Source organism: Streptomyces sp. LUP30, from assembly GCF_001746365.1.
Taxonomy (GTDB): domain Bacteria; phylum Actinomycetota; class Actinomycetes; order Streptomycetales; family Streptomycetaceae; genus Streptomyces.
This window is the reverse complement of the sequence record NZ_MJAJ01000011.1, coordinates 20,072-44,084: the sequence shown is the minus strand read 5'-3', so window position 1 is coordinate 44,084 and position 24,013 is coordinate 20,072. Positions and strand designations below refer to the sequence as shown.

23 protein-coding genes are annotated in these 24,013 nt (G+C 72.8%); 13 read left to right on the top strand and 10 right to left on the bottom strand.

Features of this window, described 5'->3' with window-relative positions; all coding sequences use genetic code 11:
* Positions 1–34 precede the first annotated feature (34 nt).
* Together BG482_RS12105 and BG482_RS12100 are read left to right on the top strand one after the other, a co-directional pair.
* Positions 35–1,492 carry an aldehyde dehydrogenase gene (locus tag BG482_RS12105; RefSeq protein WP_069768976.1) on the top strand — a complete coding sequence of 486 codons (1,458 nt, stop codon included), beginning with the start codon at positions 35–37 and terminating at the stop codon, positions 1,490–1,492.
* Positions 1,493–1,497: 5 nt separating this feature from the next.
* Positions 1,498–1,770, top strand: a complete 273-nt coding sequence (locus BG482_RS12100) for a ferredoxin (RefSeq protein WP_069768975.1) — start codon at positions 1,498–1,500, stop codon at positions 1,768–1,770.
* 159 nt (positions 1,771–1,929) lie between these two features.
* On the opposite strand, the gene BG482_RS12095 is transcribed toward BG482_RS12100, so the two are convergent.
* Positions 1,930–2,568: a TetR family transcriptional regulator gene (locus BG482_RS12095; RefSeq protein ID WP_069768974.1), complete on the bottom strand. Its 639-nt coding sequence runs from the start codon at positions 2,566–2,568 to the stop codon at positions 1,930–1,932.
* Between the two features lie 229 nt (positions 2,569–2,797).
* Here BG482_RS12095 and BG482_RS12090 point away from each other — a divergent pair, with 229 nt between their 5' ends.
* The 3 genes from BG482_RS12090 to BG482_RS12080 are packed head-to-tail and all read left to right on the top strand — an operon-like array spanning position 2,798 to position 6,146.
* Positions 2,798–4,342 carry a glycosyltransferase family 4 protein gene (locus BG482_RS12090; RefSeq protein ID WP_069768973.1) on the top strand — a complete coding sequence of 515 codons (1,545 nt, stop codon included), beginning with the start codon at positions 2,798–2,800 and terminating at the stop codon, positions 4,340–4,342.
* On the top strand, positions 4,336–5,079 hold the full coding sequence (locus BG482_RS12085; RefSeq protein WP_069768972.1) for a class I SAM-dependent methyltransferase: 744 nt from the start codon (positions 4,336–4,338) through the stop codon (positions 5,077–5,079). The genes BG482_RS12090 and BG482_RS12085 overlap by 7 nt, the downstream gene beginning before the upstream one ends.
* Positions 5,076–6,146, top strand: a complete 1,071-nt coding sequence (locus BG482_RS12080) for a prenyltransferase/squalene oxidase repeat-containing protein (RefSeq protein WP_069768971.1) — start codon at positions 5,076–5,078, stop codon at positions 6,144–6,146. The genes BG482_RS12085 and BG482_RS12080 overlap by 4 nt, the downstream gene beginning before the upstream one ends.
* Before the next feature lie 133 nt (positions 6,147–6,279).
* On the opposite strand, the gene BG482_RS12075 is transcribed toward BG482_RS12080, so the two are convergent.
* From BG482_RS12075 to BG482_RS12055, 5 genes are all read right to left on the bottom strand, one after another.
* Positions 6,280–6,570 (bottom strand): hypothetical protein, encoded by a 291-nt coding sequence (locus BG482_RS12075; protein WP_069768970.1) that lies wholly within the window; start codon positions 6,568–6,570, stop codon positions 6,280–6,282.
* A gap of 121 nt (positions 6,571–6,691) precedes the next feature.
* A complete protein-coding gene (locus tag BG482_RS12070) occupies positions 6,692–7,702 on the bottom strand; it encodes an LLM class F420-dependent oxidoreductase (protein WP_069768969.1) in 1,011 nt (336 codons plus the stop codon).
* Positions 7,703–7,817: 115 nt separating this feature from the next.
* Positions 7,818–8,663 (bottom strand): DUF5336 domain-containing protein, encoded by an 846-nt coding sequence (locus BG482_RS12065; protein WP_079141759.1) that lies wholly within the window; start codon positions 8,661–8,663, stop codon positions 7,818–7,820.
* Positions 8,664–8,837: 174 nt separating this feature from the next.
* A complete protein-coding gene (locus BG482_RS12060) occupies positions 8,838–9,827 on the bottom strand; it encodes an N-acetylmuramoyl-L-alanine amidase (RefSeq protein ID WP_079141758.1) in 990 nt (329 codons plus the stop codon).
* A gap of 135 nt (positions 9,828–9,962) precedes the next feature.
* Positions 9,963–10,811 carry an NAD(P)H-binding protein gene (locus tag BG482_RS12055; RefSeq protein ID WP_069768967.1) on the bottom strand — a complete coding sequence of 283 codons (849 nt, stop codon included), beginning with the start codon at positions 10,809–10,811 and terminating at the stop codon, positions 9,963–9,965.
* A 270-nt stretch (positions 10,812–11,081) separates the two neighbouring features.
* On the opposite strand from BG482_RS12055, the gene BG482_RS12050 reads away from it, so the two are divergent.
* From BG482_RS12050 to BG482_RS12040, 3 genes are all read left to right on the top strand, one after another.
* Complete coding sequence (locus BG482_RS12050) at positions 11,082–11,855, top strand: TetR/AcrR family transcriptional regulator (RefSeq protein WP_256096337.1); 774 nt, start codon at positions 11,082–11,084, stop codon at positions 11,853–11,855.
* 163 nt (positions 11,856–12,018) lie between these two features.
* Positions 12,019–13,761 (top strand): MFS transporter, encoded by a 1,743-nt coding sequence (locus tag BG482_RS12045; protein WP_069768966.1) that lies wholly within the window; start codon positions 12,019–12,021, stop codon positions 13,759–13,761.
* Positions 13,762–14,028: 267 nt separating this feature from the next.
* Positions 14,029–14,703 (top strand): class I SAM-dependent methyltransferase, encoded by a 675-nt coding sequence (locus tag BG482_RS12040; RefSeq protein WP_069768965.1) that lies wholly within the window; start codon positions 14,029–14,031, stop codon positions 14,701–14,703.
* Positions 14,704–14,798: 95 nt separating this feature from the next.
* Here BG482_RS12040 and BG482_RS12035 read toward each other — a convergent pair whose 3' ends face one another.
* The gene (locus tag BG482_RS12035; RefSeq protein WP_069769076.1) at positions 14,799–15,431 is read right to left on the bottom strand and encodes a response regulator transcription factor; all 633 of its coding nucleotides are present in this window, start codon (positions 15,429–15,431) and stop codon (positions 14,799–14,801) included.
* A 29-nt stretch (positions 15,432–15,460) separates the two neighbouring features.
* Positions 15,461–16,984, bottom strand: coding sequence for a sensor histidine kinase (locus BG482_RS12030; RefSeq protein WP_069768964.1), 1,524 nt, complete (start codon positions 16,982–16,984; stop codon positions 15,461–15,463).
* Positions 16,985–17,366: 382 nt separating this feature from the next.
* On the opposite strand from BG482_RS12030, the gene BG482_RS12025 reads away from it, so the two are divergent.
* The 3 genes from BG482_RS12025 to BG482_RS12015 all read left to right on the top strand — a co-directional run bounded on the left by BG482_RS12025 (position 17,367) and on the right by BG482_RS12015 (position 20,430).
* Complete coding sequence (locus tag BG482_RS12025) at positions 17,367–18,224, top strand: MaoC/PaaZ C-terminal domain-containing protein (protein WP_069768963.1); 858 nt, start codon at positions 17,367–17,369, stop codon at positions 18,222–18,224.
* 136 nt (positions 18,225–18,360) lie between these two features.
* Entirely contained in the window at positions 18,361–19,437 is a 1,077-nt protein-coding gene (locus BG482_RS12020; RefSeq protein ID WP_069768962.1) for a Zn-dependent alcohol dehydrogenase, read from the top strand.
* A gap of 45 nt (positions 19,438–19,482) precedes the next feature.
* Complete coding sequence (locus tag BG482_RS12015; protein WP_069769075.1) at positions 19,483–20,430, top strand: 3-oxoacyl-ACP reductase; 948 nt, start codon at positions 19,483–19,485, stop codon at positions 20,428–20,430.
* 77 nt (positions 20,431–20,507) lie between these two features.
* Here BG482_RS12015 and BG482_RS43880 read toward each other — a convergent pair whose 3' ends face one another.
* Together BG482_RS43880 and BG482_RS12010 are read right to left on the bottom strand one after the other, a co-directional pair.
* On the bottom strand, positions 20,508–20,678 hold the full coding sequence (locus BG482_RS43880; RefSeq protein ID WP_176741357.1) for a hypothetical protein: 171 nt from the start codon (positions 20,676–20,678) through the stop codon (positions 20,508–20,510).
* A 97-nt stretch (positions 20,679–20,775) separates the two neighbouring features.
* Entirely contained in the window at positions 20,776–21,942 is a 1,167-nt protein-coding gene (locus BG482_RS12010; protein WP_069769074.1) for a hypothetical protein, read from the bottom strand.
* A 443-nt stretch (positions 21,943–22,385) separates the two neighbouring features.
* On the opposite strand from BG482_RS12010, the gene BG482_RS12005 reads away from it, so the two are divergent.
* Together BG482_RS12005 and BG482_RS12000 are read left to right on the top strand one after the other, a co-directional pair.
* Entirely contained in the window at positions 22,386–23,252 is an 867-nt protein-coding gene (locus tag BG482_RS12005) for a Nif3-like dinuclear metal center hexameric protein (protein ID WP_069769073.1), read from the top strand.
* On the top strand, positions 23,249–23,992 hold the full coding sequence (locus BG482_RS12000) for a C4-type zinc ribbon domain-containing protein (RefSeq protein WP_079141756.1): 744 nt from the start codon (positions 23,249–23,251) through the stop codon (positions 23,990–23,992). Before BG482_RS12005 ends, BG482_RS12000 begins: the two co-directional genes overlap by 4 nt.
* Positions 23,993–24,013: the final 21 nt, after the last annotated feature.

Below are 24,013 nucleotides of genomic sequence, written 5' to 3'. Positions count from 1 at the left end.
TCTGAAACACCGTCAGAAAATGAAGGCAGTGGCCATGGCTGAGCTCGTGGAGCACGGAAAGCTTTTCATCGGCGGGGAGTTGACCGACCCGCTGGGCGATGCCGTCATCGAGGTGATCTCGCCGCACACCGAGGAGGTCATCGGGCGGGTGCCGCATGCCTCGCCGGCCGACGTGGACCGGGCCGTCGCCGTCGCCCGGCAGGCCTTCGACGAGGGGCCCTGGCCCCGCCTTTCGCTCGACGAGCGGATCGAGGTCGTCGGCCGGATCAAGGACGGGATCCTCGCGCGCCACGAGGAGCTCGCCCGGGTGATCTCCTCCGAGAACGGCTCCCCGTACTCCTGGAGCGTCCTCGCGCAGGCCCTCGGCGCGATGATGGTGTGGGACGCGGCGATCACCGTCGCCCGGGGCTTCACCTACGAGGAGGGGCGCGACGGCGTGCTCGGCCGGATCCTCGTGCGGCGCGAGCCGGTCGGGGTGGTCGCGGCGGTCGTCCCCTGGAACGTCCCGCAGTTCGTCGCCGCCGCCAAGCTCGCTCCCGCGCTGCTCACCGGCTGCACGGTGATCCTCAAGCCGTCCCCGGAGTCGCCCCTGGACGCCTACGTCCTCGCGGACATCGTGCGGGAGGCCGGGCTGCCGGAGGGCGTGCTGTCGATCCTCCCGGCGGACCGCGAGGTGAGCGAGTACCTGGTCGGGCACCCGGGCGTGGACAAGGTCTCGTTCACGGGCTCGGTCGCGGCCGGCAAGCGGGTCATGGAGGTGGCGTCCCGCAACCTCACCCGGGTGACCCTGGAGCTGGGCGGGAAGTCGGCGGCGCTCGTCCTGCCCGACGCGGACCTCGCCACCGCCGTCCCCGGGATCGCCTCGGCGGCCTGGATGAACAACGGCCAGGCCTGTGTCGCCCAGACCCGGATCCTGCTCCCGCGCTCGCGCTACGACGAGTTCGCGGACGCCTTCGCCGCGGCGGCGGACGCGCTCGTGGTCGGCGACCCGCTGGACCCGGCGACCCAGCTCGGCCCGCTGGTGGCCGAGCGGCAGCAGCTCCGCAACCTCGACTACATCCGCATCGGGCAGGAGGAGGGCGCGAAGATCCTCACGGGCGGCGGGCGTCCGGCGGGCCTGGAGCGCGGCTGGTACGTGGAGCCCACCCTCTTCGGCGACGTCGACAACTCCATGCGGATCGCCCGCGAGGAGATCTTCGGCCCGGTGATCTGCCTGCTGCCCTACAGTGACGAGGCCGAGGCGGTGAAGATCGCGAACGACTCGGACTACGGGCTCAGCGGCAGTGTGTGGACGTCCGACGTCGGGCACGGCGTCGAGATCGCCCGCCAGGTCCGCACCGGGACGTACTCCGTGAACACCTTCAGCCTGGACATGCTCGGACCGTTCGGCGGTTACAAGAACTCCGGCCTGGGGCGGGAGTTCGGGCCCGAGGGTTTCGGCGAGTACCTGGAGCACAAGATGATCCATCTCCCGGCGGGCTGGGAGGGGTGAGTGAGGTGGGGGCGCCTCCCGCGCCGGAGCGTCCGGGCGCAGGAGCGGGGGACCGGTGGCGCGTCGAGGTGGACCGGTCCCTGTGCATCGGTTCCGCCCAGTGCGTCCATCACGCGCCGGACGGCTTCCGGCTGGACACCGCACGTCAGTCCCATCCGGCCGACCCGGACACGGACGCCAACGAGCGGGTGCTGGCGGCGGCGGAGAGCTGCCCGGTGGAGGCGATCATGATCACGCTGGCGGGGAACGGCGAGCCGGTGTTCCCGCCCGAGGAGTGAGGTAGGGACGCCGTCGGGACCGGGAACGACGTGGATGTGCAGGCGGACGTCGCCGTCGACATCTCCATGCACGTCCACGTCCACGTCCACGGCGGGAGGGACCGAGGCGCCAGCGGCGTCTTGGGCGATCCGGCGGTCGATCCGTGCCGTCGCGCGGCGCTATGCGCGCGTCGGCGGCTCGTTGCGGGCCTCGGGGTCGGTCACGTCGATCAGCCGGCACACCGTCTCGATGTCGATCCGCACCTGCGCGATGGACGCGCGGCCCGACAGCCAGGTGATGAGCGCCGAGTGCCAGGTGTGCTCGATGACGCGGACCGCGGAGAGCTGCTCGGGGGTGGGGTCGGTCAGGCCCATCGAGTCCAGGATGATCGCAGTCGTCTGACGGGACACCTGGTCGACCTCCGGTGAGACGCTGCGGTCGGCGAAGGTCAGCGCACGGACCATCGCGTCGGCCAGGTGCGGCTCGCGCTGCAGGGCGCGGAACGCGCGCATCAGGGTCTCGGCCACGCGCTCCGCCGCCCGTTCGCCCGTCGGCGGCTTCTTCCGCAGTGTGCCGTGCATGTGCTCCAGCTGGTCCTGCATGGTGGCCACCAGCAGATGCACCTTGGAGGGGAAGTAGCGGTACAGCGTGCCGAGGGCGACCTGCGAGTTCTCCGCGACCTCCCGCATCTGCACCGCGTCGAAACCGCCCCGGCTGGCCAACTGCGCGCTCGCGTGCAGGATGCGGCGGCGGCGCGCCTCCTGCCGCTCGGTGAGGGAGGAGTGCGCGGGGCGCTGAGGGCTGGCTTCCGCAGACATGGGTCCCGTTCCGGTCCGTTCCGTGACAGTCGTGGTGACAGTCGGTGAGGGGCGGTGATCATACGGCTGACGGGTGATCGGTGGTGGCGTGAATCACCTGATCCACTGCTCACAGCGCTCGTACCTGCCGGTAGATTCAGAGCCTCCCGAACGATCAAGTCTGAAACTTGTTCTAGGTTAGCGTCCCGACGTAGTCTCGCGGGACAATGCAGGCAGAAGGGGGCCCGGGGTGACCGCTGAGGCCAGTCAGGCAGGGTCTCGGCATGACGTTGCCGCTGACGGCGGGCGACCGCTCAAGATCGCGCTCCTCACCTATAAGGGAAACCCGTTCTGCGGGGGCCAGGGCGTCTACGTTCGGCATCTCTCACGCGAGCTCGCCCGTCTCGGGCACCGCGTCGAGGTCATCGGTTCGCAGCCCTACCCGGTACTCGACCCGGGGCACGAGGACCGGCTCTCCCTCACCGAGCTGCCCAGCCTCGACCTCTACCGTCAGCCGGATCCCTTCCGCACCCCCGGTCGGGGCGAGTACCGCGACTGGATCGACGCCCTCGAAGTGGCGACGATGTGGACCGGCGGGTTCCCCGAGCCGCTGACCTTCTCACTGCGCGCCCGCCGCCATCTGCGCGCCCGCCGCGGTGAGTTCGACGTCGTGCACGACAACCAGACTCTGGGCTACGGCCTGTTGGGGGACGTCGGCGCACCCCTGGTCACCACCATCCATCACCCCATCACCGTCGACCGGCAGTTGGAGCTGGACGCCGCCGAGGGGTGGCGGCGGCGGTACTCCGTGCGCCGCTGGTACGCGTTCACCGCCATGCAGAAGCGCGTGGCCCGCCGGCTGCCCTCCGTGCTCACCGTCTCCGGGACCTCCCGCCAGGAGATAGTCGACCATCTCGGCGTCCGCGACGACCGCATCCACGTCGTCCACATCGGGGCCGACACCGACCTGTTCTCGCCGAATCCCGCCGTGGCGCAGATACCCGGCCGGATCGTGACGACGTCCAGCGCGGACGTTCCGCTCAAGGGCCTGGTCCACCTCGTCGACGCCCTGGCGAAGGTGCGTACCGAGCACCCGCACGCCCACCTGGTCGTCGTCGGCAAGCGCCCGCAGGAGGGGCCGGTCGCCCAGTCGATCGAGCGGTACGGCCTCGAAGGGGCCGTCGAGTTCGTGAAGGGCATCTCCGACGCCGAACTGGTCGACCTGGTGCGCTCGGCGGAGGTCGCCTGCGTGCCGTCGCTGTACGAGGGTTTCTCCCTGCCGGCCGCCGAGGCCATGGCCACGGGCACCCCGCTGATCGCCACGACCGGCGGGGCGATCCCCGAGGTCGCCGGGCGCGACGGGGAGACCTGCCTGGCCGTGCCGCCCGGCGACGCGGGCGCGCTCGCCGCGGGCCTGGGCCGGCTGCTCGGCGACCCGGAACTGCGGGCCCGGCTCGGCGCGGCCGGACGGCAGCGGGTGCTGGAGCGGTTCACCTGGGCGCGGGCCGCCGAGGGGACCGTGGCCCGTTACCGCGAGGCGATGGCCGACGACGGCCGCACCCGGGCCCCCGAGGCTCCGCCGGCTCGCCCCGTCGCCGCCGAAATGACGGCGGCCCCCGAAGCGACGGCGGCGCCCGGGGCGACGGCGGCGCCGACTGCCCCCGCGGCCCTCGCCGTTCCTTCCGTTCCTTCCGCCCCTTCAGCTCCCGAGGCCGTCGACGCCCGGGCGACCGGCGTCGTTCCCGCCGCCGATGTATCCGAAGCATCCGATCGCGAAAGCAGGGCCACGTGCTGACCGTCGACTTCTCCCGGTTCCCGCTCGCCCCGGGCGACCGGGTCCTGGACCTCGGCTGCGGGGCCGGCCGGCACGCCTTCGAGTGCTACCGGCGCGGCGCACAGGTCGTGGCCCTCGACCAGAACGCCGAGGAGATCCGCGAGGTCGCCAAGTGGTTCGCGGCGATGAAGGAGGCCGGGGAGGCTCCCGAGGGCGCGACCGCGACCGCCATGGAGGGCGACGCCCTCGCCCTGCCCTTCCCCGACGAGTCCTTCGACGTCGTCATCATCTCCGAGGTCATGGAGCACATACCGGACGACAAGGGCGTCCTCGCGGAGATGGTGCGCGTGCTGAAGCCGGGCGGCCGCATCGCGATCACCGTCCCGCGCTACGGCCCCGAGAAGGTCTGCTGGACCCTCTCCGACGCCTACCACGAGGTCGAGGGCGGCCACATCCGCATCTACCGGGCGGACGAACTGCTCGAGAAGATCCGCGAGGCGGGCCTCAAGCCGTACGGCACCCACCACGCCCACGCGCTGCACTCGCCGTACTGGTGGCTGAAGTGCGCGTTCGGCGTCGACAACGACAAGGCGCTGCCGGTGCGCGCCTACCACAAGCTGCTGGTCTGGGACATCATGAAGAAGCCGCTGGCCACCCGGGTCGCCGAGCAGGCGCTGAACCCGCTCATCGGCAAGAGCTTCGTGGCCTACGCGACCAAGCCCCATCTGCCCTCGCTGTCCGAGGCGGCCGCCAAGTGACGACGCCCCGGACAGAACACCTCGTCCTGACCGGGGTCCTCACCGCCGAGCAGGCCGCCGCGACCGTCGCCGGCATCCTCGCCGTACAGCGGGAGGACGGCGCGATCCCGTGGTTCCGCGGCCACCACCTCGACCCGTGGGACCACACCGAGACCGCCATGGCGCTGGACGCGGCCGGCGAGCACGAGGCCGCCGAGCGCGCCTACGACTGGCTGGCCCGCCACCAGAACGACGACGGTTCCTGGTTCGCGGCCTACCAGGACGGCGAGTTCGACGCCGTCACCGACCGGGGGCGCGAGACGAACTTCGTCGCCTACATAGCCGTCGGCGTCTGGCACCACTACCTGTCCACCGGCGACGACACCTTCCTCGACCGCATGTGGCCGACCGTCCACGCGGCGATCGAGTACGTGCTGCGGCTGCAGCAGCCCGGCGGGCAGATCGGCTGGCGGCGCGACGACGACGGCACGCCGACCGCCGACGCGCTGCTCACCGGCTCCTCCTCGATCCACCAGGCGCTGCGCTGCGCGCTGGCCGTCGCCGAGCAGCGCGAAGAGCCGCAGCCCGACTGGGAGTTGGCGGCGGGCGCCCTGAGGCACGCCATACGACGGCACCCGGAACGGTTCCTCGACAAGGACCGCTACTCGATGGACTGGTACTACCCCGTCCTGGGCGGCGCGTTGACCGGCGCGGAGGCCAAGTCCCGCATCGAGGCGGACTGGGAGCGGTTCGTCGTCCCCGGGCTGGGCGTGCGCTGCGTGGCTCCCAACCCCTGGGTGACGGGCGGCGAGTCGGCCGAACTCGCCCTCGCTCTGTGGGCGATGGGCGAGTCCGACCGCGCGCTGGAGATCCTGCAGGCCATCCAGCACCTCCGGGACGCGGAGTCGGGGCTGTACTGGACCGGGTTCGTGTTCGAGGACGAGGCCATCTGGCCCCGCGAGCTGACCACTTGGACGGCGGGATCGCTGCTGCTCGCCGTCGCGGCCCTCGGCGGTCACGAGGCCACCTGCGCCGTCTTCGGCGGAGAGCAGCTGCCCTCCGGGCTGGAAGCCGACTGCTGCGCCTGAGGAGAGCTCGGAGCGCACGGTCGACTCCGGGGACTCCCGGGTCCGAGAGGACTGCGGGGGCTCCGGAGACCGAGCGGACTGCGGGGGCTCCGGGGAGTGAGGGGACTGTGGGGGTGCGGGGACCGAGCGGGGCTCAGTGGCGGTGGACGCGGTTCGCGATGGCGTGGCCGACGAACAGGTACACCACCGCCGCCAGGCCGTAACCGGCCACGACGCGGGCCCATGCCTCGTCGAACGTGAAGAGGTCACGGGACCAGCCGGCGAGCCAGTTGGCCGTGTGATGGATGAACTGGACGAGGTCGTTGCCCCGGTTGGCGTCCAGCAGATACATGAGGATCCAGAGCCCGAGGATGACGGCCATGACGTCCGCGACGACCGCTATGACCGTTCCTGCCGAGTTGGAACCACTGCGATATCGAGACATGCCATCCGGATTGCCGTTCGATTCCGAATGAAACCTCGGGCGCTTCCGGCTTGTTGGGCACAGGGCTCTGGCCGGCCAGAGCCTGGCCCTTGCTCTTGCCCTTGCCCTTGCCCTTGCCCTGTCAGGAGTTGAGCTCCGCCAGCACCCGTAGCGAGGTCCGGTCCGGGGCCACGGCCAGCAGGTCCGTCACCGGGCCCTTGCGCCACGACTCCAGCCGCTCCGCGATGCGTTCGCGGGGTCCGACGAGGGAGATCTCGTCGGCGAAGGCGTCCGGCACGGCGAGCACGGCCTCCTCACGACGACCCGCCAGGAACAGGTCCTGGATGTGCCGGGCCTCCTCCTCGTAGCCCATGCGCGCCATCAGGTCGGCGTGGAAGTTGCGGGTGGCGTGGCCCATGCCGCCGATGTAGAAGCCGAGCATGGCCTTGACGGCCAGCAGCCCTTCGGGGACGTCGTCGCACACCTTGACCCGCGCCATCGGGGCCACCCGGAAGCCCTCCGGCAGTTCCTCGATCCCCGGGCCGTACGCGTCGGGCCTGCTCGGCGACCAGTACAACGGCAGCCAGCCGTCGGCGATCCGCACGGTCTGCGCCACGTTCCTCGGCCCCTCCGCGCCGAGCAGCACCGGCAGATCCGGCCGCAGCGGATGGGTGATGGACTTCAGCGCCCTGCCCAGGCCGGTCCCGTCGGGGCCCCGGTAGGGGAGGGGATGGAACCGGCCGTCGGTCTCGACCGGACCCTGCCGCCGCAGCACCTGCCGGACCACGTCCACGTACTCCCGGGTCGCGGTCAGCGGCGATCCGGGGAAGGGGCGGCCGTACCAGCCCTCGACGACCTGCGGGCCGGACAGGCCGAGCCCGAGCATCATCCGTCCCCCGGACAGATGGTCCAGGGTGAGGGCGTGCATCGCGGTCGTGGTGGGGGAGCGGGCCGCCATCTGCGCGACCGCCGTGCCGAGCCTGATCGTGGACGTCCGTGCGGCGATCCAGGTGAGCGGGGTGAAGGCGTCCGATCCCCAGGACTCCGCCGTCCACACCGAGTCGTATCCGAGCCGCTCCGCCTCCCGGGCCAGCTCCACCTGGTCCGGGGAGGGGCCGCGGCCCCAGTAGCCGAGCGCGAGACCGAGCCGCATGACAGCCTCCTGACGGTCCGTCAGTTGCAGGGGGCTGCGACTGTACGACAACGGCCCCCCGCCCGGAAGGGCGAGGGGCCTGCTTGCCGTGGTCCGACGTGGTCGGGGCGGACGCTCAGCCGCGCTGGATGCCGGAGGTGTCCCGCAGGACGCCGCGCCGGCCGTCCTGGGTCTGTGCGACCAGGCCCTGGGCGCCCTGCTCGACCGCCAGGTACCAGGTGCCCGGAGCCAGTTCGGCGATCGGCGTCGGCGCGCCGTCCTCCGCGTACAGCGGACGCGGCACGGGCACGGCGAACCAGAACGGCGAGAAGTCCGCGGCCGCCGGCTGCGCCGGACCCGGCTGCCCGCCGAAGGGCTGCCCGCCCGGCTGACCCGGCTGACCCGGCTGACCGGGCTGGCCCGGCTGCGGCTGGCCGCCGAACGCCGAGGGCTGCGGCGCGCCCGGGTAGCCGTAACCGGCGGGCGGCTGCGCGCCGTAGGGCTGCGGAGCCTGTGGCTTCGGCGCCGGGACGAGACCGGCCTGGAGAGCGGGGACGAGAGGAGTGGCGACGGCGGCGCCGGCCAGCACCAGCGTGGCGATGAGGGCGAGGATCAGACCCGCTCCGGCGTCGGGGGCGTTCGAGCTGTCGCCGACGTTGTCGTAGCCGCCGGACGGGTCGAAGATGTTGCCCAGCGCGCTCCACGCGGCGAAGACCGTGAAGGCCACGCCGAACTGACGGAGCTCGAGTCCGACGACCTTGGGCGCCTGCGGCAGCCCCCGGCTGACGACCACGAGAGCGGCGCCGATGATCCCCGCGAGCACGACGCCGAACAGCACGGGCCCGCTGTTCCAGAGGTTCGGCAGATCGTAGCTGTCAGGGATCCCGTCGATCGAGTAGAGATCGAAGAACGACGCGACGAACAGCAATACCGCTGCTCCGATCACCACGCCGTCGCCTCGAGTGAGGGAGCGGATATTCACTTCAGGTCCTTCGTCAGTCGTCTCGTCATCGGCACACGCATACACATATCGGTAGAGGCGTCGCTGTCACCAGGTCGCCGTCAGGCCCCGGTGTGAGCGCGGGGGTGGCCCCTCATCGTAGGGACGACACTATCGTCCGCACGATCGCGCTGTCCGCCGGGATCCGGGCGCTGATCAGGACCCGTGCAGGAAACTCACGATTCCCTCAGACATCCCCTGCGCCGCCTTCTGCCGCCAGACGCCACTGGTCAGCAGCGCCGCGTCCTTGCTATCGCGCATGTTGCCGCACTCGATGAACACCTTGGGAACCGTTGACAGATTGAGACCGCCGAGGTCCCTGCGCGTGACGAGACCGGTTCCGTCTCCGACGTAGTTGGACGGCGAAGTGCCCGTGGAACGGGCGAAGTCGCTCGCGAGCACCTTTCCGAGGTCCTTCGACGGGCCGACGACGGCCCGGGTGTCCGCGGCGCCCGCGTGCACCGCGGCCGGCAGGATCACATGGAAGCCGCGGTTGCCGGCCGCCGAGCCGTCGGCGTGGATCGAGACGACCGCGTCGGCGTGCGCCGTGTTCCCGATGCGGGCGCGCTCGTCGACGCACGGCCCGAACGGCCGGTCCCCGTCCTGCGTCAGCTTCACCGTGGCGCCCTGCCGCTGCAGCAGCGTGCGCAGCCGGTGGGCCACGTCCAACGTGAACTCGGCTTCGGTGTAACCGGAGTTCGTGGACGTTCCCGTGGTGTCGCACTCCTTGTGGTTGGTGCCGATGTCCACCTGGCGGTCGATCTCGGCGGTGTGCCGGAAGTTCGCGGGGTTGTGCCCCGGGTCGATGACGACGACCTTGCCCCTGAGGGGAGCGGTGGCCCGGCTCGGCGGTGCGGAGAGGGTGCCCGGCCGGTCGTCACCGCCCGGGGCGGTCCCCGGAGCGCTCGAAGCGGCGCCCGCCCCCGCCCGAGCCCCGTCCGGCCCGCCGTCCCCGCCGCTCCCGGCCCCGCCCAGCGCCTCGTACGCCAGCCAGCCCAGCAGCGCCCCGGGCACGAGCGCGGCCAGCGCCACGGTCAGCGGACGGCGCAGCCGGGACCGCCGAGGCCGGTCCGAGTCGAAGGAGTCGGACGGCCGGTAGGGGTCGGAGGGGCCGAAGGGGTCGGAGTGAGGGCCTGAGTACGACACGCCTGCCACCCTAACGGCCGCCCCCGACGCGTCACCTCCACCGATCGGAGCTCGGCGCCGGCGGAGCCCGGCGGGACGAACCAGTCGTCGGTCCTGCCGTGCCGGGCAGCCGCGGCTCGTCCCGGATGCCGGTGGTCAGGGCGTCGTGAAGTCGGCGATGTGGTCGGCGGCCCAGGCGGTGAAGGGGCGGGCGGGGTGGCCGGTGAGTTCCTCCACGGTGCGGGTGAGGTCGACGGGCCTGCCGTCCGCGGACCGCCACCACGCGAGGAGGGCGTCGGCGTAGGCGGCCGGGATGTGCTCGGCCGTCTCCCTCTTCCACTGCTCCGGGGTGACGTGCTCGTACGCGACGGCCAGACCGGTGACGGCGGCGAGACGGTCGATCTGCTCGGCGAACGTCAGCGACTCGGGTCCGGTGAGGGTGAACCGGCCGCCGCGGAGCCGGGGGTCGGTGAGCGCGGCGCGGGCGGCCTCGGCCACGTCCTTCTCGTGGACGGGGTCGGTGTGGGCGCCGGGGAAGGGCAGGCTGACGGGCCTTCCGGCCTTGACCGGCCATGCCCAGGCCGTGGCGTTGGAGGCGAAGGAGCCCGGCCGCAGGAGGGTGGTCTCGATCGGCGAGGCGAGCAGCGCGCGCTCCACGGCCAGATGGGAGGCGGCCAGGGCGTCGTCCTTCGGTTCGGGGCCGAGCAGCCCCAGGACGCCGGAGCTGGACAGCACCACGACATGGTCGACTCCGGCCCGCCGGGCCTGGTCGACGAAGTCGGTGACGCGGTCGGCGCTCGCATAGAGGAAGACGGCGGTGACGCCGGCCAGCGCGGCCGGAAAGGTCGAGGGGTCGGTGAGGTCGAGGGCGACCGTCTGGACGCCGGGCGGCGGGGCGAGGTCGGCGGGTCTGGCGGAACCGACCCGCAGGGGCAGGCCGTCCGCGTGCAGCAGGGCGAGCAACTCGGTGGCGATCGCGCCTCGGCCGCCGGTGATCAGGATCATCTGGGTTCCCCCTGGAAGTGGAGCGAACGATGTTCGTGCCGAACGGTGTTCGTCGTCTGCTCGGCAGGCTAGGGAGCGAACGGTGTTCGTGTCAAAAGGTTTGGGGAGGGCCCGGGCCCTTGCCGTGGCGTCGACGTTGCTCGTCCGCTCAGGTTCGTTCGGACCTGTTCCCTCGGCCGTGGTCAGTGGCGACCGTTGCCAGTGGCGACCGGTGCCGGTAGCGACCGTTGTTCGTGGCGACCGTTGTTCGTGCGCCGCTACCCTCTCCCCGTGACCCGCGCGACCTCCGAACCTCCCGAGCCGCCAGAGCTCCCCGTGGACCCCGCGGACGCCATGGACCCGGCGGGCCCCGCCTCTCCCGGGCCGTCCGGCACCGCCGTGGCCGGGGGGCCGGTCAGTCGGCGTGCGCGGCCCGCCAAGGCCCCGCTCGGTCGCGAGGTGATCGTGCGCACGGCGCTGGCCGTCCTCGACCGCGAGGGTCTGGACGCCCTGACCATGCGCCGCGTGGCCAAGGAGCTCGACACCGGACCGGCCTCCCTCTACGTCTACGTCGCCAACCGTGAGGACCTGATGGCGGCGATGCTGGACGAGGCGCTCGCGCTGGTCCCGCTCACCGGGCAGGGCGGCTGGCGGGAGCAACTGCACGCCCTGGTCATGGCGAGCGTCGAGGCCATGGGCCGGCACGAGGGGCTGGCCGCTGTCGCCCTCGGCGCGATCCCCACCGGCGCCAACGCCCTGCTCGTCCTCGACCGCATGCTCGCCCTGCTCAAGCAGGGAGGTCTCGACGACGTCACCGCCGCCTGGGCCGTCGACCTGCTCCACCTGCACATCGCCGCGGCCGCCGCCGAACACAGCGCCCGTGTCTCCCGGGGCGGCGACGAGGACGATGCCGTGGCGGACGCCGACCGCCGGTACGCGGCCCTGCCCGCCGACCGCTACCCCATGATCACCGCGTTGCGGCCCGCCCTGTTCTCGTCCGGCGACCGGGATGCCTGGGGCCTGGACGTGCTGCTCAGCGGCATCCTCCAGACCCCGGCCCGCTGAGCGGCGGTCCGCGCTCCGACCGGGGCCCGCCACCGGTCTGCCGTCGCTTGCGTCAAGAGAAGATAAAGAAATCGTTAGTACGCCGAAGCATCGGAATAGTTGCCCGTGCATACAGGTTCAGGTCCCATGTAATCACCGAACCACCGCCCGGAGGCACCCCCTCATGACGCACACGACCACCGACCGGCCCACCCGCGAAGCGAGCGGAGCCGTGGTCCCGGTCCTCGCCTTCGCGGGCATCGTGGTCGCGGTGATGCAGACCCTGCTCGTCCCGGTCATCAAGGACCTGCCGCAGCTCCTGGGCACCGCACCCAGCAACGCCACCTGGGTCCTGACCTCGACCCTGCTGTCGGGCGCCGTGGCCACCCCGATCATGGGCCGACTCGGCGACCTGTTCGGCAAGCGCCGCATGCTGATAGCCAGCCTCGCCGTGATGGTCGTCGGCGCCCTGGTCAGCGCGCTCACCAGCGACCTGCTCACCATGATCGCCGGCCGTACCCTCCAGGGCTTCGCCATGGGCGCGATCCCGCTCGGCATCGGCCTGATGCGGGACATGCTGCCCCGCGAGAAGCTCGGCTCGGCCATGGCCCTGATGAGCTCCTCGATCGGCGTCGGCGGCGGTCTCGCCCTCCCGCTCGCGGCCCTGATCGCCCAGCACGCCGACTGGCACGCCCTGTTCTACGGTGCGGCCGGCCTCGGCGTGCTCGCCATCGTCCTCACCCTCGTCGTCGTCCCCGAGTCTCCGGCGCGCGCCGAGGGCACCTTCGACGTCCTGGGCGCGATCGGCCTCTCCATCGGCCTCGTCCTCTTCCTGCTGCCGATCACCAAGGGCAGCGACTGGGGCTGGACCTCCGGCACCACCCTCGGCCTCTTCGCCGCCGCCGCCGTCGTCCTCGTCCTGTGGGGCGTGATGGAGCTGCGCGTGAAGGCCCCGCTGGTCGACCTGCGCACCACGGCCCGTCCGGCCGTCCTCTTCACCAACCTGGCCTCGATCATGGTCGGCGTCTCCTTCTACGTCGTCTCCCTGGTCCTGCCGCAGCTGCTCCAGCTCCCCAAGGCCACCGGCTACGGCCTCGGCCAGTCGATGGTCGTCGCCGGACTGCTCGTCGCGCCGCTCGGCCTGACGATGATGATCACCGCGCCCGTCTACGCCAGGCTGTCCGCCAAGTACGGCCCCAAGTTCACCCTGATCCTGGGCATGCTGATCATCGCGATCGGCTACGGCGCCGGCCTCGGCCTGATGAGCGCCGCCTGGCAGAGCCTCGTCATCGCGGTCGTCCTGGGCGCGGGCATCGGCCTCGCCTACTCCTCGCTGCCCGCGCTGATCGTGGGCGCGGTCCCGGCCTCCGAGACCGGCGCGGCCAACGGCCTCAACACCCTGATGCGGTCCATCGGCACATCGGTGTCCAGCGCCGTCATCGGCATGGTGCTGGCCAACACGGCGAACGACGTCGGTGGCGTCGCCGTCCCGACCATGCACGGCTTCCGCGTCTCCTTCCTGATCGCCACGGCCGCCGTCGCGGTGGGCCTCGTCCTCGCCCTCTTCCTGCCCAGGCAGCAGCGCCCGTCGGCCGTGCCGCAGCTGCGCGCCAGCAGCGAGGAGGACGCCAACCTGGAGCGCGCCGAGGAGGCCCTACGGGGCTTCCGCGGCCGTGTCCTGGACGCCGGCGGCGACCCGGTCGCCCGCGCCAAGGTCACCCTGATCGACCGCCGCGGCCGCCAGGCGGGCGCCACCCTGTCGCAGGAGGACGGCAGCTACGCCCTCGTCGTCCCGGCCGAGGGCGCCTACGTCCTCGCCGCCAAGGCCGCCGGGCACGGGCCGCTCGCGAGCTCCGCGACCCACGCGGGCGACGAACGACCGGTCGACCTGGACCTCGCCCTGCCGGCCGAGACGGTCAACGCCTGACCGGTTGGCCGCCTGATCGCCTGACCGCCTGACCGGTTGGCCGTCCGACCGGTCGACCGCCTGACCGTCCGGCCGGTTGACGGGTCGACCGCCTGACCGGTCGACGGCCCGGCGCCCGAGGGCCCGACCGTCCGGCCGCCTGACCTGCGCGCCCCGAGCGCGCCGAGGGCCGCCGAGGGCCCCGGCTTTCCGCACCCCCCGTCGCGATCGCGACGGGGGGTGCGGCAGCATGGGCGCCCTCACCCGCGTACCACCGGAAGGACCCCCATGACCTCGACCCCCACGACCGCGGCGCCCGAGCCCGAGATCCTGGCCGCGTTCGAGGCGGCGAAAGGGTTCATGCCCGTGGACGAGGGGCTCGCGCTGTACGCGGCCGCCGTCGAGGCGGGCGCGCTCGGGCTGCCGCTGCTGGAGGTCGGCACCTACTGCGGACGTTCCACGGTCCTGCTCGCGGACGCCGCCCGCCGGGCCGGGGTCAGCGCCCTCACGCTCGACCATCACCGCGGGAGCGAGGAGCAGCAGCCGGGCTGGGAGTACCACGACCCGGAGACTGTCGATCCGGAGACAGGCCTGATGGACACGCTGCCCGCCTTCCGCCGGACCCTGCACCGGGCGGGCCTCGAGGAACACGTGGTCGCGCTCGTCGGACGGTCACCGCAGATCGCCGCGTTCTGGAACTCGCCCCTCGGACTCGTCTTCGTGGACGGCGGCCACACCGACGAGCACGCGAGCGCCGACTACGAGGGCTGGGCGCCGCATGTCGCCGAGGGCGGGCTCCTCGTCATCCACGACGTCTTCCCGGATCCGGTCGACGAGTTCACCGGCCAGGCCCCCTACCGCGTCTACCTGCGCGCCCTGGCCTCCGGGGCCTTCACGGAGGTCTCGGACACCGGCTCGCTGCGCGTGCTGCGACGCACGGGCACGGCGGTCGCCGAACTGTAGGAGGCGCTCCGGCGGCGACGTCCGCGGGCGTCGCCGCCGGCACGTGCCGCGGCGCGGGCCGGGACCGCTGCCTGCAGCCGGCCCTGCTGCCGGCTCTACAGCCAGCCCTGCTGCCGGGCCTCGCGCATCGCCTCCATACGGTTGCGCGTGCCCGTCTTGCCGATGGCGGAGGAGAGGTAGTTGCGGACCGTGGATTCCGACAGATGCAGCCTGGCGGCGATGTCGGCGACCGTCGCGCCGTCGACGGAGGCCTTCAGGACGTCGCGCTCGCGGGCGGTCAGCGGATTGGGTCCGGCGCTCAGCGCGGCCGCGGCCAGCGCCGGGTCGACGACCGTCTCGCCGGTCAGCACCCGGCGGATCGCCGCCGCGAGCTCCTCCACGGGACCGTCCTTGACCAGGAAGCCCGCCGCCCCGGCCTCCATCGCCCGGCGCAGATAGCCGGGCCGGCCGAACGTGGTCAGGATCAGCACCCGGCAGTCGGGGGCCTGTTCGCGCAGCTCGGCGGCGGCGTCCAGGCCGCTCATGCCGGGCAGTTCGATGTCGAGCAGCGCGATGTCCGGTCGGTGCAGGAGGGCCGCGTCCACGATCGCGTCCCCGGCGCCCACCTGGGCGACCACCTCGATGTCGGGTTCGAGACCCAGCAGCAGGGCCAGGGCGCCGCGCATCATCCCCTGGTCCTCCGCGAGGAGCACCCTGATCGACTTGGCGGGGCGATGGGGGCGGGGCATCTCGTTCACGGGCCCGCCCGGAGTCTCGGTCACGGCCCCAGGTTAGGGCCGACGGCGACGGACGGCACCGTGCCGACGGATTCCGCCGCCGCGGACGACGTGGTCGCGTCCCGGTCGCCGTCGCGGCCCCCGTCCTGGCCGCCCTCCTCGCCCCGGCCCGCGCCCCCGCTCGCGTCCCCGTCCGCCGTCGCGTCCGGGTGCGCCGGGAGTTCCGGCGTCGACCGGGCCTGCGACTCGCGCGGCTCGACGGACGGCTCGGCCGCCGGCTCGACCGGCAGTTCCGCCGTGACCGTGAAGCCGCCGCGTGGGCCCGGGCCCGCCGTCAGGGCGCCGCCCGCGGTCGCGAGGCGTTCGCGCAGACCGGTCAGACCGGTGCCGCCGCCGGGGGCACAGCGCTCGTCGCCGTCCGCGCCCTGGCGGCCGTGTCCGTCGTCCGTCACCGTCAGCCGGATCCGCTCCGGAGCGGCCGTCACCGTGATCAGGCACCGGGTCGCGCCGCTGTGCCGGACGACGTTGGTGACCGCCTCGCGCACCACCCAGCCCAGCAGGGCCGCGCTCTGCGGGTCCGGCGGCGGCCCGGACCGGGTCACCGACGGCTCGACGCCCGCCGCCGTGAGCGCGGAGCGGGCCCGGTCCAGCTCGCCGGCCAGACTCCCCTCGCGGTAGCCGGTGACCGCCTCCCGGATCTCGGTCAGCGCCTGGCGGCCGACCGCCTCGATGTCCGTCACCTGGGCGAGGGCCGCGTCCATGTCACGCGGGGCCAGGCGCCGGGCCGCCTCCGACTTCACCACGATCACCGAGAGGGTGTGGCCGAGCAGGTCGTGCAGATCGCGCGAGAAGCGCAGCCGCTCCTCCTCCACGGCCCGGCGGGCCAGCTCCTCACGGGCGGCGCGCAGCTCCCGCACGGCCTCGGAGAGGGACAGGATCGCGGCCGTCACCATCGTCGAGATCCAGGTGGCGTAGGCGATCGTGAGGCCGTCCCAGCCTTCGTGGACGCCGGAGACCGTCCCCGCCGCCACGGCCACCGCGGTACCGACGGCGCGCAGGTGGGGACCGCGCAGGGCCGCGCCCGTCGCGAGGCCCAGCAGAGGGAAGAACAGCAGCCAGCTGTCGCCGTAGGCGAGCGCGAGACCGCAGGTCACCAGGCCCATCAGGGCCAGCGCCACCCGCGTGGAGGTGGCCTGGCGGGCCTCCTTCGCGAAGGAGCGGAAGGCGACGTAGATGTAGAGGGAGTTGAACGTCAGCAGGCCGAGACCGCCGATCCACGGGTCGGGGGTCTCGCCGTGGAAGAGGTTGGAGATGGCGCCCATCCCCATCAGCAGCCACGGCATCAGCGTGAAGCCGCTGGCGGGCGGACCCGCTTCGTCCGGAATCCGTTCCGCGGGGACCCCGCTCCGGCGTCCCGCTTCGTGGGCGGCCCGGTACCGGTCCTTGAGGCGTTCCTTGTCGGCCTTCCAGTGCCGCTGCTGCTCCCGGGCCTCCCGGAAGGCCGAGCGCCATGCGGCCCAGCGGCACGCCTGTGAGCGTCGCCGGTCCTCGAACGACCTTGTCATGGTCCCCGTCCCCGTTTCCTTCTCCCGTGCCCACCGCTCCCGTGCGGTGCGACCGGGTTCGACGCTACGGTCCCGGGCCCGTCCGCGGCAGTGCCGAGATGTACGGACCCGGCCGGTACAAATGTCACCGGCGACTGTTTCTGACATACCGTCAGGTGTCGGCCGTCAGGTCTCTTCACAAGTGCCGGGGGCTGGGCTATACAGGGGGTCGCCGCATGGGAACGCGTTCTAGGTCTGCACCTGCACCTGTACCTGGACCTGCTGTCTGTTCCGTGGAGGACGTGTTCCGCGGCCCCGTGGCGACCTCGGTGCGGCCGATCGGTGCGGACGGCCGTGCCGAGGTCTCGACACGATCCGAGCGATCCGAGCGATCAGGAGCCCCATGCCCATCGACGCAGCCAAGGCGCTCGCCGCCGAACCCCGGACCGGTGAGATCGCCTGGGACCGCCGGGACGTCCAGCTGTACCACCTCGGCATCGGCGCGGGCGTACCGGCCACCGACCCCGACGAACTGCGCTACACGCTGGAGTCCCGGCTGCACGTCCTGCCGAGCTTCGCCACCGTCGCGGGCTCCGGCTCGCCGGGCGTGATCAGCGGACTGTCCATGCCCGGCGTCGAGGTCGACCTCGCCCGGGTCCTGCACGGCGGCCAGCGACTGGAGATCCACCGCCCCCTCCCCGTCGAGGGCCGGGCCACCGCCACCGGGCGCATCGCGGGCGTGTACGACAAGGGCAAGGCCGCCGTCCTCGTCATGCGCACCGAGGTCGCCGACGCGGACGGCCCGCTGTGGACCAACGACGCCCAGATCTTCGTCCGCGGGGAGGGCGGCTGGGGCGGCGACCGGGGCCCGTCCGCCCGGCTCGACCCGCCCGCCGGCGATCCCGACAAGGAGGTGGAGCGGGCCGTCCGCGAGGACCAGGCCCTCCTCTACCGCCTCTCCGGCGACTACAACCCGCTGCACGCCGACCCGGAGTTCGCGAAGAGCGCCGGGTTCGACCGGCCCATCCTGCACGGCCTGTGCACGTACGGCATCACGCTCAAGGCGGTCGTCGACACGCTGCTCGACGGGGACGTCAGCCGGGTGCGCGGCTACGCGACACGGTTCGCCGGGGTGGTGTTCCCGGGGGAGACCCTGCGCATCTGCATGTGGCGCGGCGAGGGGGCGGTCCGGGTGGCCGTCAGCGCCGTGCAGCGGGACGACGCACCGGTCCTCGCCGACACGGTCGTCGAGCACGCCTGACCGCCGTCACCACCGTCGCCGCACCGTGCGCCGCCGTCACCACCCCCGCACGAGATCCCGCGCCACCTCCTGAAGCACCTCCACAAGCACCTCCTGAACCACCCAGCATCCGAGGGGACCCGAGGGGAGCCGCACCATGCGCGCAGCCGTACTGCACGAGATCGGTCAGGACAAGCTGGAGGTCCTCGACGACGTCGAGGCGGTGGGCTTCGGCCCGGGCCGGGTCAGGATCCGGGTGCGGGCCACGGGGCTGTGCCACTCGGACCTCTCCGCGATGGGCGGTGTGCTGCCGCAGCCCGCGCCGTTCGTGCCCGGTCACGAGGGCGCGGGCGAGATCCTGGAGGTGGGGGAGGGCGTCACCCGGGTGAAGCCGGGCGACCGGGTGGTCGTCTGCTGGCTGCCGGCCTGCGGGGCGTGTCCCGCCTGCAAGCGCGGTCAGACCGAACTGTGCCTGGCCGGGTTCATGAACGCGGGCACGCCCAACTTCCGCCGCCCCGGAGGAGACGTCTTCGGCTTCGCCGGCACCGGGACCTTCGCCGAGGAGGTCGTCGTCGACGCGGGATGCGCGGTCCCGATCCCCGAGGACGTCCCCTTCGACATCGCCGCGCTCATCGGGTGCGGGGTGACGACCGGACTGGGCGCCGCGCTCAACACGGCCGACGTGGAGGCCGGTTCGTCGGTCGCCGTCATCGGCTGCGGAGGCGTCGGCATCTCCGCCATCCAGGGCGCGCGGCTCAAGGGCGCCGCCGAGATCGTCGCCGTCGACCCGGTCGCCTCGCGCCGGGAGGCCGCGCTGAACTTCGGCGCCACGAAGGCCGTCCCGCCGGAGGAGCTGCCCGGCGCGAAGCAACTCGTCACCGGGGGCGAAGGGTTCGACTACGTCTTCGAGGTCGTCGGCCGCTCCTCGACCGCGCGGACCGCGTACGAGAACACCCGGCGCGGCGGCACCCTCGTCGTCGTCGGCGCGGGCGCCCTGGACGACTACCTCCAGCTCAACATGTTCGAGCTGTTCTTCGACGAGAAGCGGATCCTGCCGTCGATGTACGGCGGCGGCGACGTCCTTCGCTCCTACGAGCGGACGATCGCCCTGTGGCGGGCCGGCCGGATCGACCTGTCGGGCCTGATCACGCACCGTGTGCCACTCGCCGAGATCAACGAGGCGCTCGACCAGATGCGTACCGGGGCCGCGCTCCGTACGTGCATCGAGATCTGAGGCCGCCGCATGTCTCAGCACACGTCCAACGGTGTCTCCCCGCACGTGTCCCGGCCGCTGGAGGGACTCTCGGCGATCGTCACCGGCGCCGGGCGCGGACTCGGCCGGGCCGAGGCGCTGGAGCTGGCCCGGCTGGGCGCGGCCGTCGTCGTCAACGACTTCGGCCAGCCCGGCCGCGACGGTTCGGGCGAGGCGTCGGCCGCTCCCGCCGAGGAGGTGGCCCGCGAGATCCGGTCGGCGGGCGGCGCCGCGTTCGCCCACACCGGGGACGTCGCCGACTTCGAACAGGCCCGGCTGCTGGTCGAGGCGGCGATCGCCGAGTTCGGCAAGCTGGACGTGCTGGTCAACAACGCGGGCATCCTGCGCGACCGCATGGTCTTCTCGATGGCCGAGGAGGAGTGGGACGCGGTCGTCCGGGTCCACCTCAAGGGCCACTTCAACACGACCCGGTTCGCCGCCGCGCACTGGCGTGAGCGCTCCAAGGCGTCGGGGGCGCCGGTGTACGGGCGGATCGTGAACACCTCGTCGGAGGCGTTCCTCGCCGGATCGGCAGGACAGCCCAACTACGCGGCGGCGAAGGGCGGGATCGTCGGGCTGACGACGTCGACGGCGCTCGCGCTCGCCAAGTACGGGGTGACGGCCAACGTCATCTGCCCGCGCGCCCGCACCAGGATGACGGAGGACGTCTTCGCGGGGCTGTCCGGGCCGGAGGGCGGCGGGCTCGACCCGCTCGCTCCGGAGCATGTCGCCCCGCTGGTCGGCTATCTGGCCTCGCCGGCCGCCGCGCGGATCAACGGGCAGCTGCTGGTGGTGCACGGCGGCATGGTCGCCGTCGTCGAACGGCCGCGTGTGCGGGCGAAGTTCGACAGCAAGGAGGACACGTTCGGCTACGAGGAGCTGGACGCCGTCCTCGGCGCGCACTTCGCGCAACGGCCGGCCGGGGAGACGTTCGCGGCGGCGGAGGTGCTGGGACTGCGGCGCGGCGAAGGGTAAGGGCAGGGGTGGGGATGCGGAAGGGGCTCCGGCCGTCCAAGGACGGCCGGAGCCCCTTCGATGTGTCTGCGGCGCTGTCAGACAGTCGCCTCGGCCCTGTCGTCGGCCCTGTTCTCAGCCGGCTTGCGGTGCCGGCCGTGCGGTGCCGAGTCGCCGTCGTGGGACGAGACCGGGCCCCGGTGCCGGCCGTGACCGGCCGTGTCCTGGGAGTCGGTGGACAGCGGCCGCATCGTGCTTGTGTCGCTCATCGGAAAAGTTCACCCCGTCAACATGATCTTTCTTTACAGCCGGGCGATTTTATCCAGCACACCGAGGGGCGAATCCAGGCGGCCACGCCAACCGCAGCTACTTCGTTACAAGGCCGCCCAGCGGGGCCTGTTGGAGGGGGATCGGACGGGGTGCGCAGGGCGCCGGCGCCACCGGCTCCGGGGCTTCCTCCGAGGGCCCGGGCTCGCCGTCGTCACCGGCTTCGGTCGGGGGCGCGACCGGCGCGGTCAGCGGCGCCACGCCGCAGGGTTCGGCCCCGGTGGCGTACGGCAGACGCAGCACGCCGTCCGGCGTCCACAGTCCGCTGCCCGCCAACCACCCCTCCGGGGCGGCGAGTTGATGCAGCCGGCGTTCGGCGGGCCGCCATACCCCGACCCAGGCGCCGAAGGGGCCGTCGATGCGGAGCGCCACCGCGCAGGCCTCGGGCAGGAGCATCTGGCCCGGCTGGATCGCGAAGGGGGTGAGCACGAGGTCGGGCAGCCGCAGGCTCTCCGGGAAGCGGACCGGCAGCGTGCTGCCGAGGACCCCCCAGCCCAGCCGGGTCTCTCCCGGGGAGGGGGCGTCCGAGGCGATGAGGAGCAGGCCGCTGTCGGGGTCGGCGAGCAGCAGCCGGTCGTCGCTGTCGGCGGCGATCTGCAGCAGGGGGGATACTTCGCCCCCGCGCTCCAGGTCCACGACGACGGTCTTGGTCCGGCCGGCGACCTCCCGGTCCAGCGCGAGCATGCGGCCCGTGCGGTCCAGCCAGACGCCGCCGGAGCACCGGCCGGGGATCTCGGCTAGGTGCTCGGGCCCGAAGGAGCCGCCCGCGACCAGCCAGACGGCCGTCGTGAAGCGGCCGACGGCCAGGGCGTAGGCGCGTTCGCCGCAGGGGGCCGGCGGGAGCAGGCGCAGCCGGGCGCTCTCGTCGGGGCACTCGACGGCGCCCAGCGGCAGCTCGCCCGTGCCGGGGCCGGTGGGGTACAGCAGGGCGAAGGCGTGCCGTCCGTCGGCGAAGCGCCGGATGAGGACCCGGCCGTCGGCCATCGGGTGCACCTCGGTGCCGGGCTCCTCCGGCTGGTTGCCCGGCAGCGGCACGGCGTAGGGCTCGGGGCCGTCCAGGGTCCACCGCTCAGGGAACCAGGAGTCGCCGTCCCGGGCGAGGCGTGCGGCGTAGGCGCCGTTCGCCGTGATCACACAGTCTCCGTGCGGTGCGGGCTCGGGGCTGTCGGCGACCGCTGCGGCGGGCTCGATCGCGCAGTCCGGCATCGGCATCGGCGTCGGCGTCGGCATCGGCATCGTGGTGTCACCTCCGGCGACGAAGCTAGTTTTCGCACGCGCGGGCGTGGGACCTACGAGCAGCCTTCTTCCCTCGAAGGAGTGGCGCAGAAGCGATTCGCCTGAGGTCCGGGGAACGCGTGTGCATGGCCCAGCCGTCCTACCGCCCCCCCCATAACCCGCCTGCGGCCGTCCGCCGTGACCGGTTTCCGGCGCGTCGGCCGTCCGCCGTGACCGGTTTCCGGCGCGTCGGCCGGGCGGGGTGGGCGGGGCCCGGCGCGTAGGCGGGGTGGGCGGGGTGCGGAGCGTAGGCGGGGTGCGGAGCGTCGGGCGGGCCGGGTGCGGAGCGTCGGCGGCCGTCGGAGGGCCCGTTCTCCTGAGCGGGGCGGTACGGGCGGTACTGGCGTGCAGAGGGGGCGGGTAGCCTTTTGCTCGTGCCCCGTCTGTCTGAAGTCATCGCCGCGCTGGAGAACCTGTGGCCCGCCGAACGGGCCGAGTCCTGGGACGCGGTCGGTACGGTCGTGGGCGATCCCGGGCAGGAGGTCTCCCGGGTTCTGTTCGCGGTCGACCCCGTCCAGGAGATCGTCGAGGAGGCCGTGAAGCTCGGCGCCGACCTGCTCGTCACCCACCACCCGCTGTATCTGCGGGGGACGACGACCGTCGCGGCCTCCACCTTCAAGGGCCGTGTCGTGCACACCCTCATCAAGAACGACATCGCCCTGCACGTCGCCCACACCAACGCCGACACCGCCGACCCCGGCGTCAGCGACGCCCTCGCCGGCGCCCTCGACCTTCGGGTCGTCGGCCCCCTGGTGCCGGATCCGAGCGACGCCGAGGGGCGGCGCGGTCTCGGGCGGGTCTGCGAACTCGACCACCCGATCACCGTCCGCGAACTCGCCGCCCGCGCCGCCGAGCGGCTGCCCGCCACCGCGCAGGGCATCCGGGTGGCCGGGGACCCGGAGGCGCTCGTACGGAGGGTGGCCGTCAGCGGCGGCTCCGGGGACAGCCTCTTCGAGCAGGTCCGCGCAGCCGGCGTCGACGCCTTCCTCACGGCGGACCTGCGCCACCACCCGGCGTCGGAGTTCGTCGCGGCCGGCGCCCACAGTCCTCTCGCGCTGCTCGACGCGGCGCACTGGGCCACCGAGTGGCCCTGGTGCGAGCTGGCCGCATCCCAGCTCGACGAGATCTCCGACCGCCGGGGATGGGACCTCAGGGTCCATGTCTCCCGCACGGTCACCGACCCCTGGACCGCCCACGCGGCGTCCGACATCACCTCTAGCTCAATGGGAGCCCCCAACTGAACGCCGAGCCCGCCGACCAGATCCGACTCCTCGACGTCCAGGCCCTCGACGTCCGTCTGCAGCAGCTCGCGCACAAGCGCAGGTCCCTGCCCGAGCACGCCGAGATCGAGTCGCTGAGCAAGGACCTCACGCAGCTGCGCGACCTCCTCGTCGCCGCGCAGACCGAGGAGGGCGACACCGCCCGCGAGCAGACCAAGGCCGAGCAGGACGTCGACCAGGTGCGCCAGCGCGCCGTCCGCGACCAGCAGCGGCTCGACTCCGGGGCCGTCACCTCCCCCAAGGACCTGGAGAACCTCCAGAAGGAGATCGTCTCCCTCGCCAAGCGGCAGGGGGCCCTGGAGGACGTCGTCCTGGAGGTCATGGAGCGCCGCGAGAGCGCCCAGGAGCGGGTCGCCCAGCTGACCGAGCGGGTCGGCTCCGTGCAGGGGAAGATCGACGACGCCACCGCGCGCCGGGACGCGGCCTTCGAGGAGCTCGACGGCGAGGCGGCCACGGTGACGAAGGAGCGCGAGGTCATCGCCGGGTCCGTCCCCGCCGAGCTGCTCAAGCTCTACGACAAGCTGCGCGAGCAGCAGGGCGGCATCGGCGCGGCGAAGCTGCTCCAGCGCACCTGCCAGGGCTGCCGCCAGGAGCTGGCGATCACCGACATCAACGAGATCCGTTCGGCCGCGCCCACCACCGTCGTCCGGTGCGAGAACTGCCGCCGCATCCTGGTGCGCACGTCCGAGTCCGGTCTGTAGCCACGCCGCTGAGAGGCTTGT

Coding starts and splice junctions, on each gene's coding strand:
- BG482_RS12105 (WP_069768976.1), top strand. CDS start 35: ATGGCTGAGCTCGTGGAGCACGGAAAGCTTTTCATCGGCGGGGAGTTG.
- BG482_RS12095 (WP_069768974.1), bottom strand. CDS start 2,568: ATGTCTGCGGAAGCCAGCCCTCAGCGCCCCGCGCACTCCTCCCTCACC.
- BG482_RS12075 (WP_069768970.1), bottom strand. CDS start 6,570: ATGTCTCGATATCGCAGTGGTTCCAACTCGGCAGGAACGGTCATAGCG.
- BG482_RS12070 (WP_069768969.1), bottom strand. CDS start 7,702: ATGCGGCTCGGTCTCGCGCTCGGCTACTGGGGCCGCGGCCCCTCCCCG.
- BG482_RS12055 (WP_069768967.1), bottom strand. CDS start 10,811: ATGATCCTGATCACCGGCGGCCGAGGCGCGATCGCCACCGAGTTGCTC.
- BG482_RS12045 (WP_069768966.1), top strand. CDS start 12,019: ATGACGCACACGACCACCGACCGGCCCACCCGCGAAGCGAGCGGAGCC.
- BG482_RS12040 (WP_069768965.1), top strand. CDS start 14,029: ATGACCTCGACCCCCACGACCGCGGCGCCCGAGCCCGAGATCCTGGCC.
- BG482_RS12035 (WP_069769076.1), bottom strand. CDS start 15,431: ATGCCCCGCCCCCATCGCCCCGCCAAGTCGATCAGGGTGCTCCTCGCG.
- BG482_RS12030 (WP_069768964.1), bottom strand. CDS start 16,984: ATGACAAGGTCGTTCGAGGACCGGCGACGCTCACAGGCGTGCCGCTGG.
- BG482_RS12025 (WP_069768963.1), top strand. CDS start 17,367: ATGCCCATCGACGCAGCCAAGGCGCTCGCCGCCGAACCCCGGACCGGT.
- BG482_RS12020 (WP_069768962.1), top strand. CDS start 18,361: ATGCGCGCAGCCGTACTGCACGAGATCGGTCAGGACAAGCTGGAGGTC.
- BG482_RS43880 (WP_176741357.1), bottom strand. CDS start 20,678: ATGAGCGACACAAGCACGATGCGGCCGCTGTCCACCGACTCCCAGGAC.
- BG482_RS12010 (WP_069769074.1), bottom strand. CDS start 21,942: ATGCCGGACTGCGCGATCGAGCCCGCCGCAGCGGTCGCCGACAGCCCC.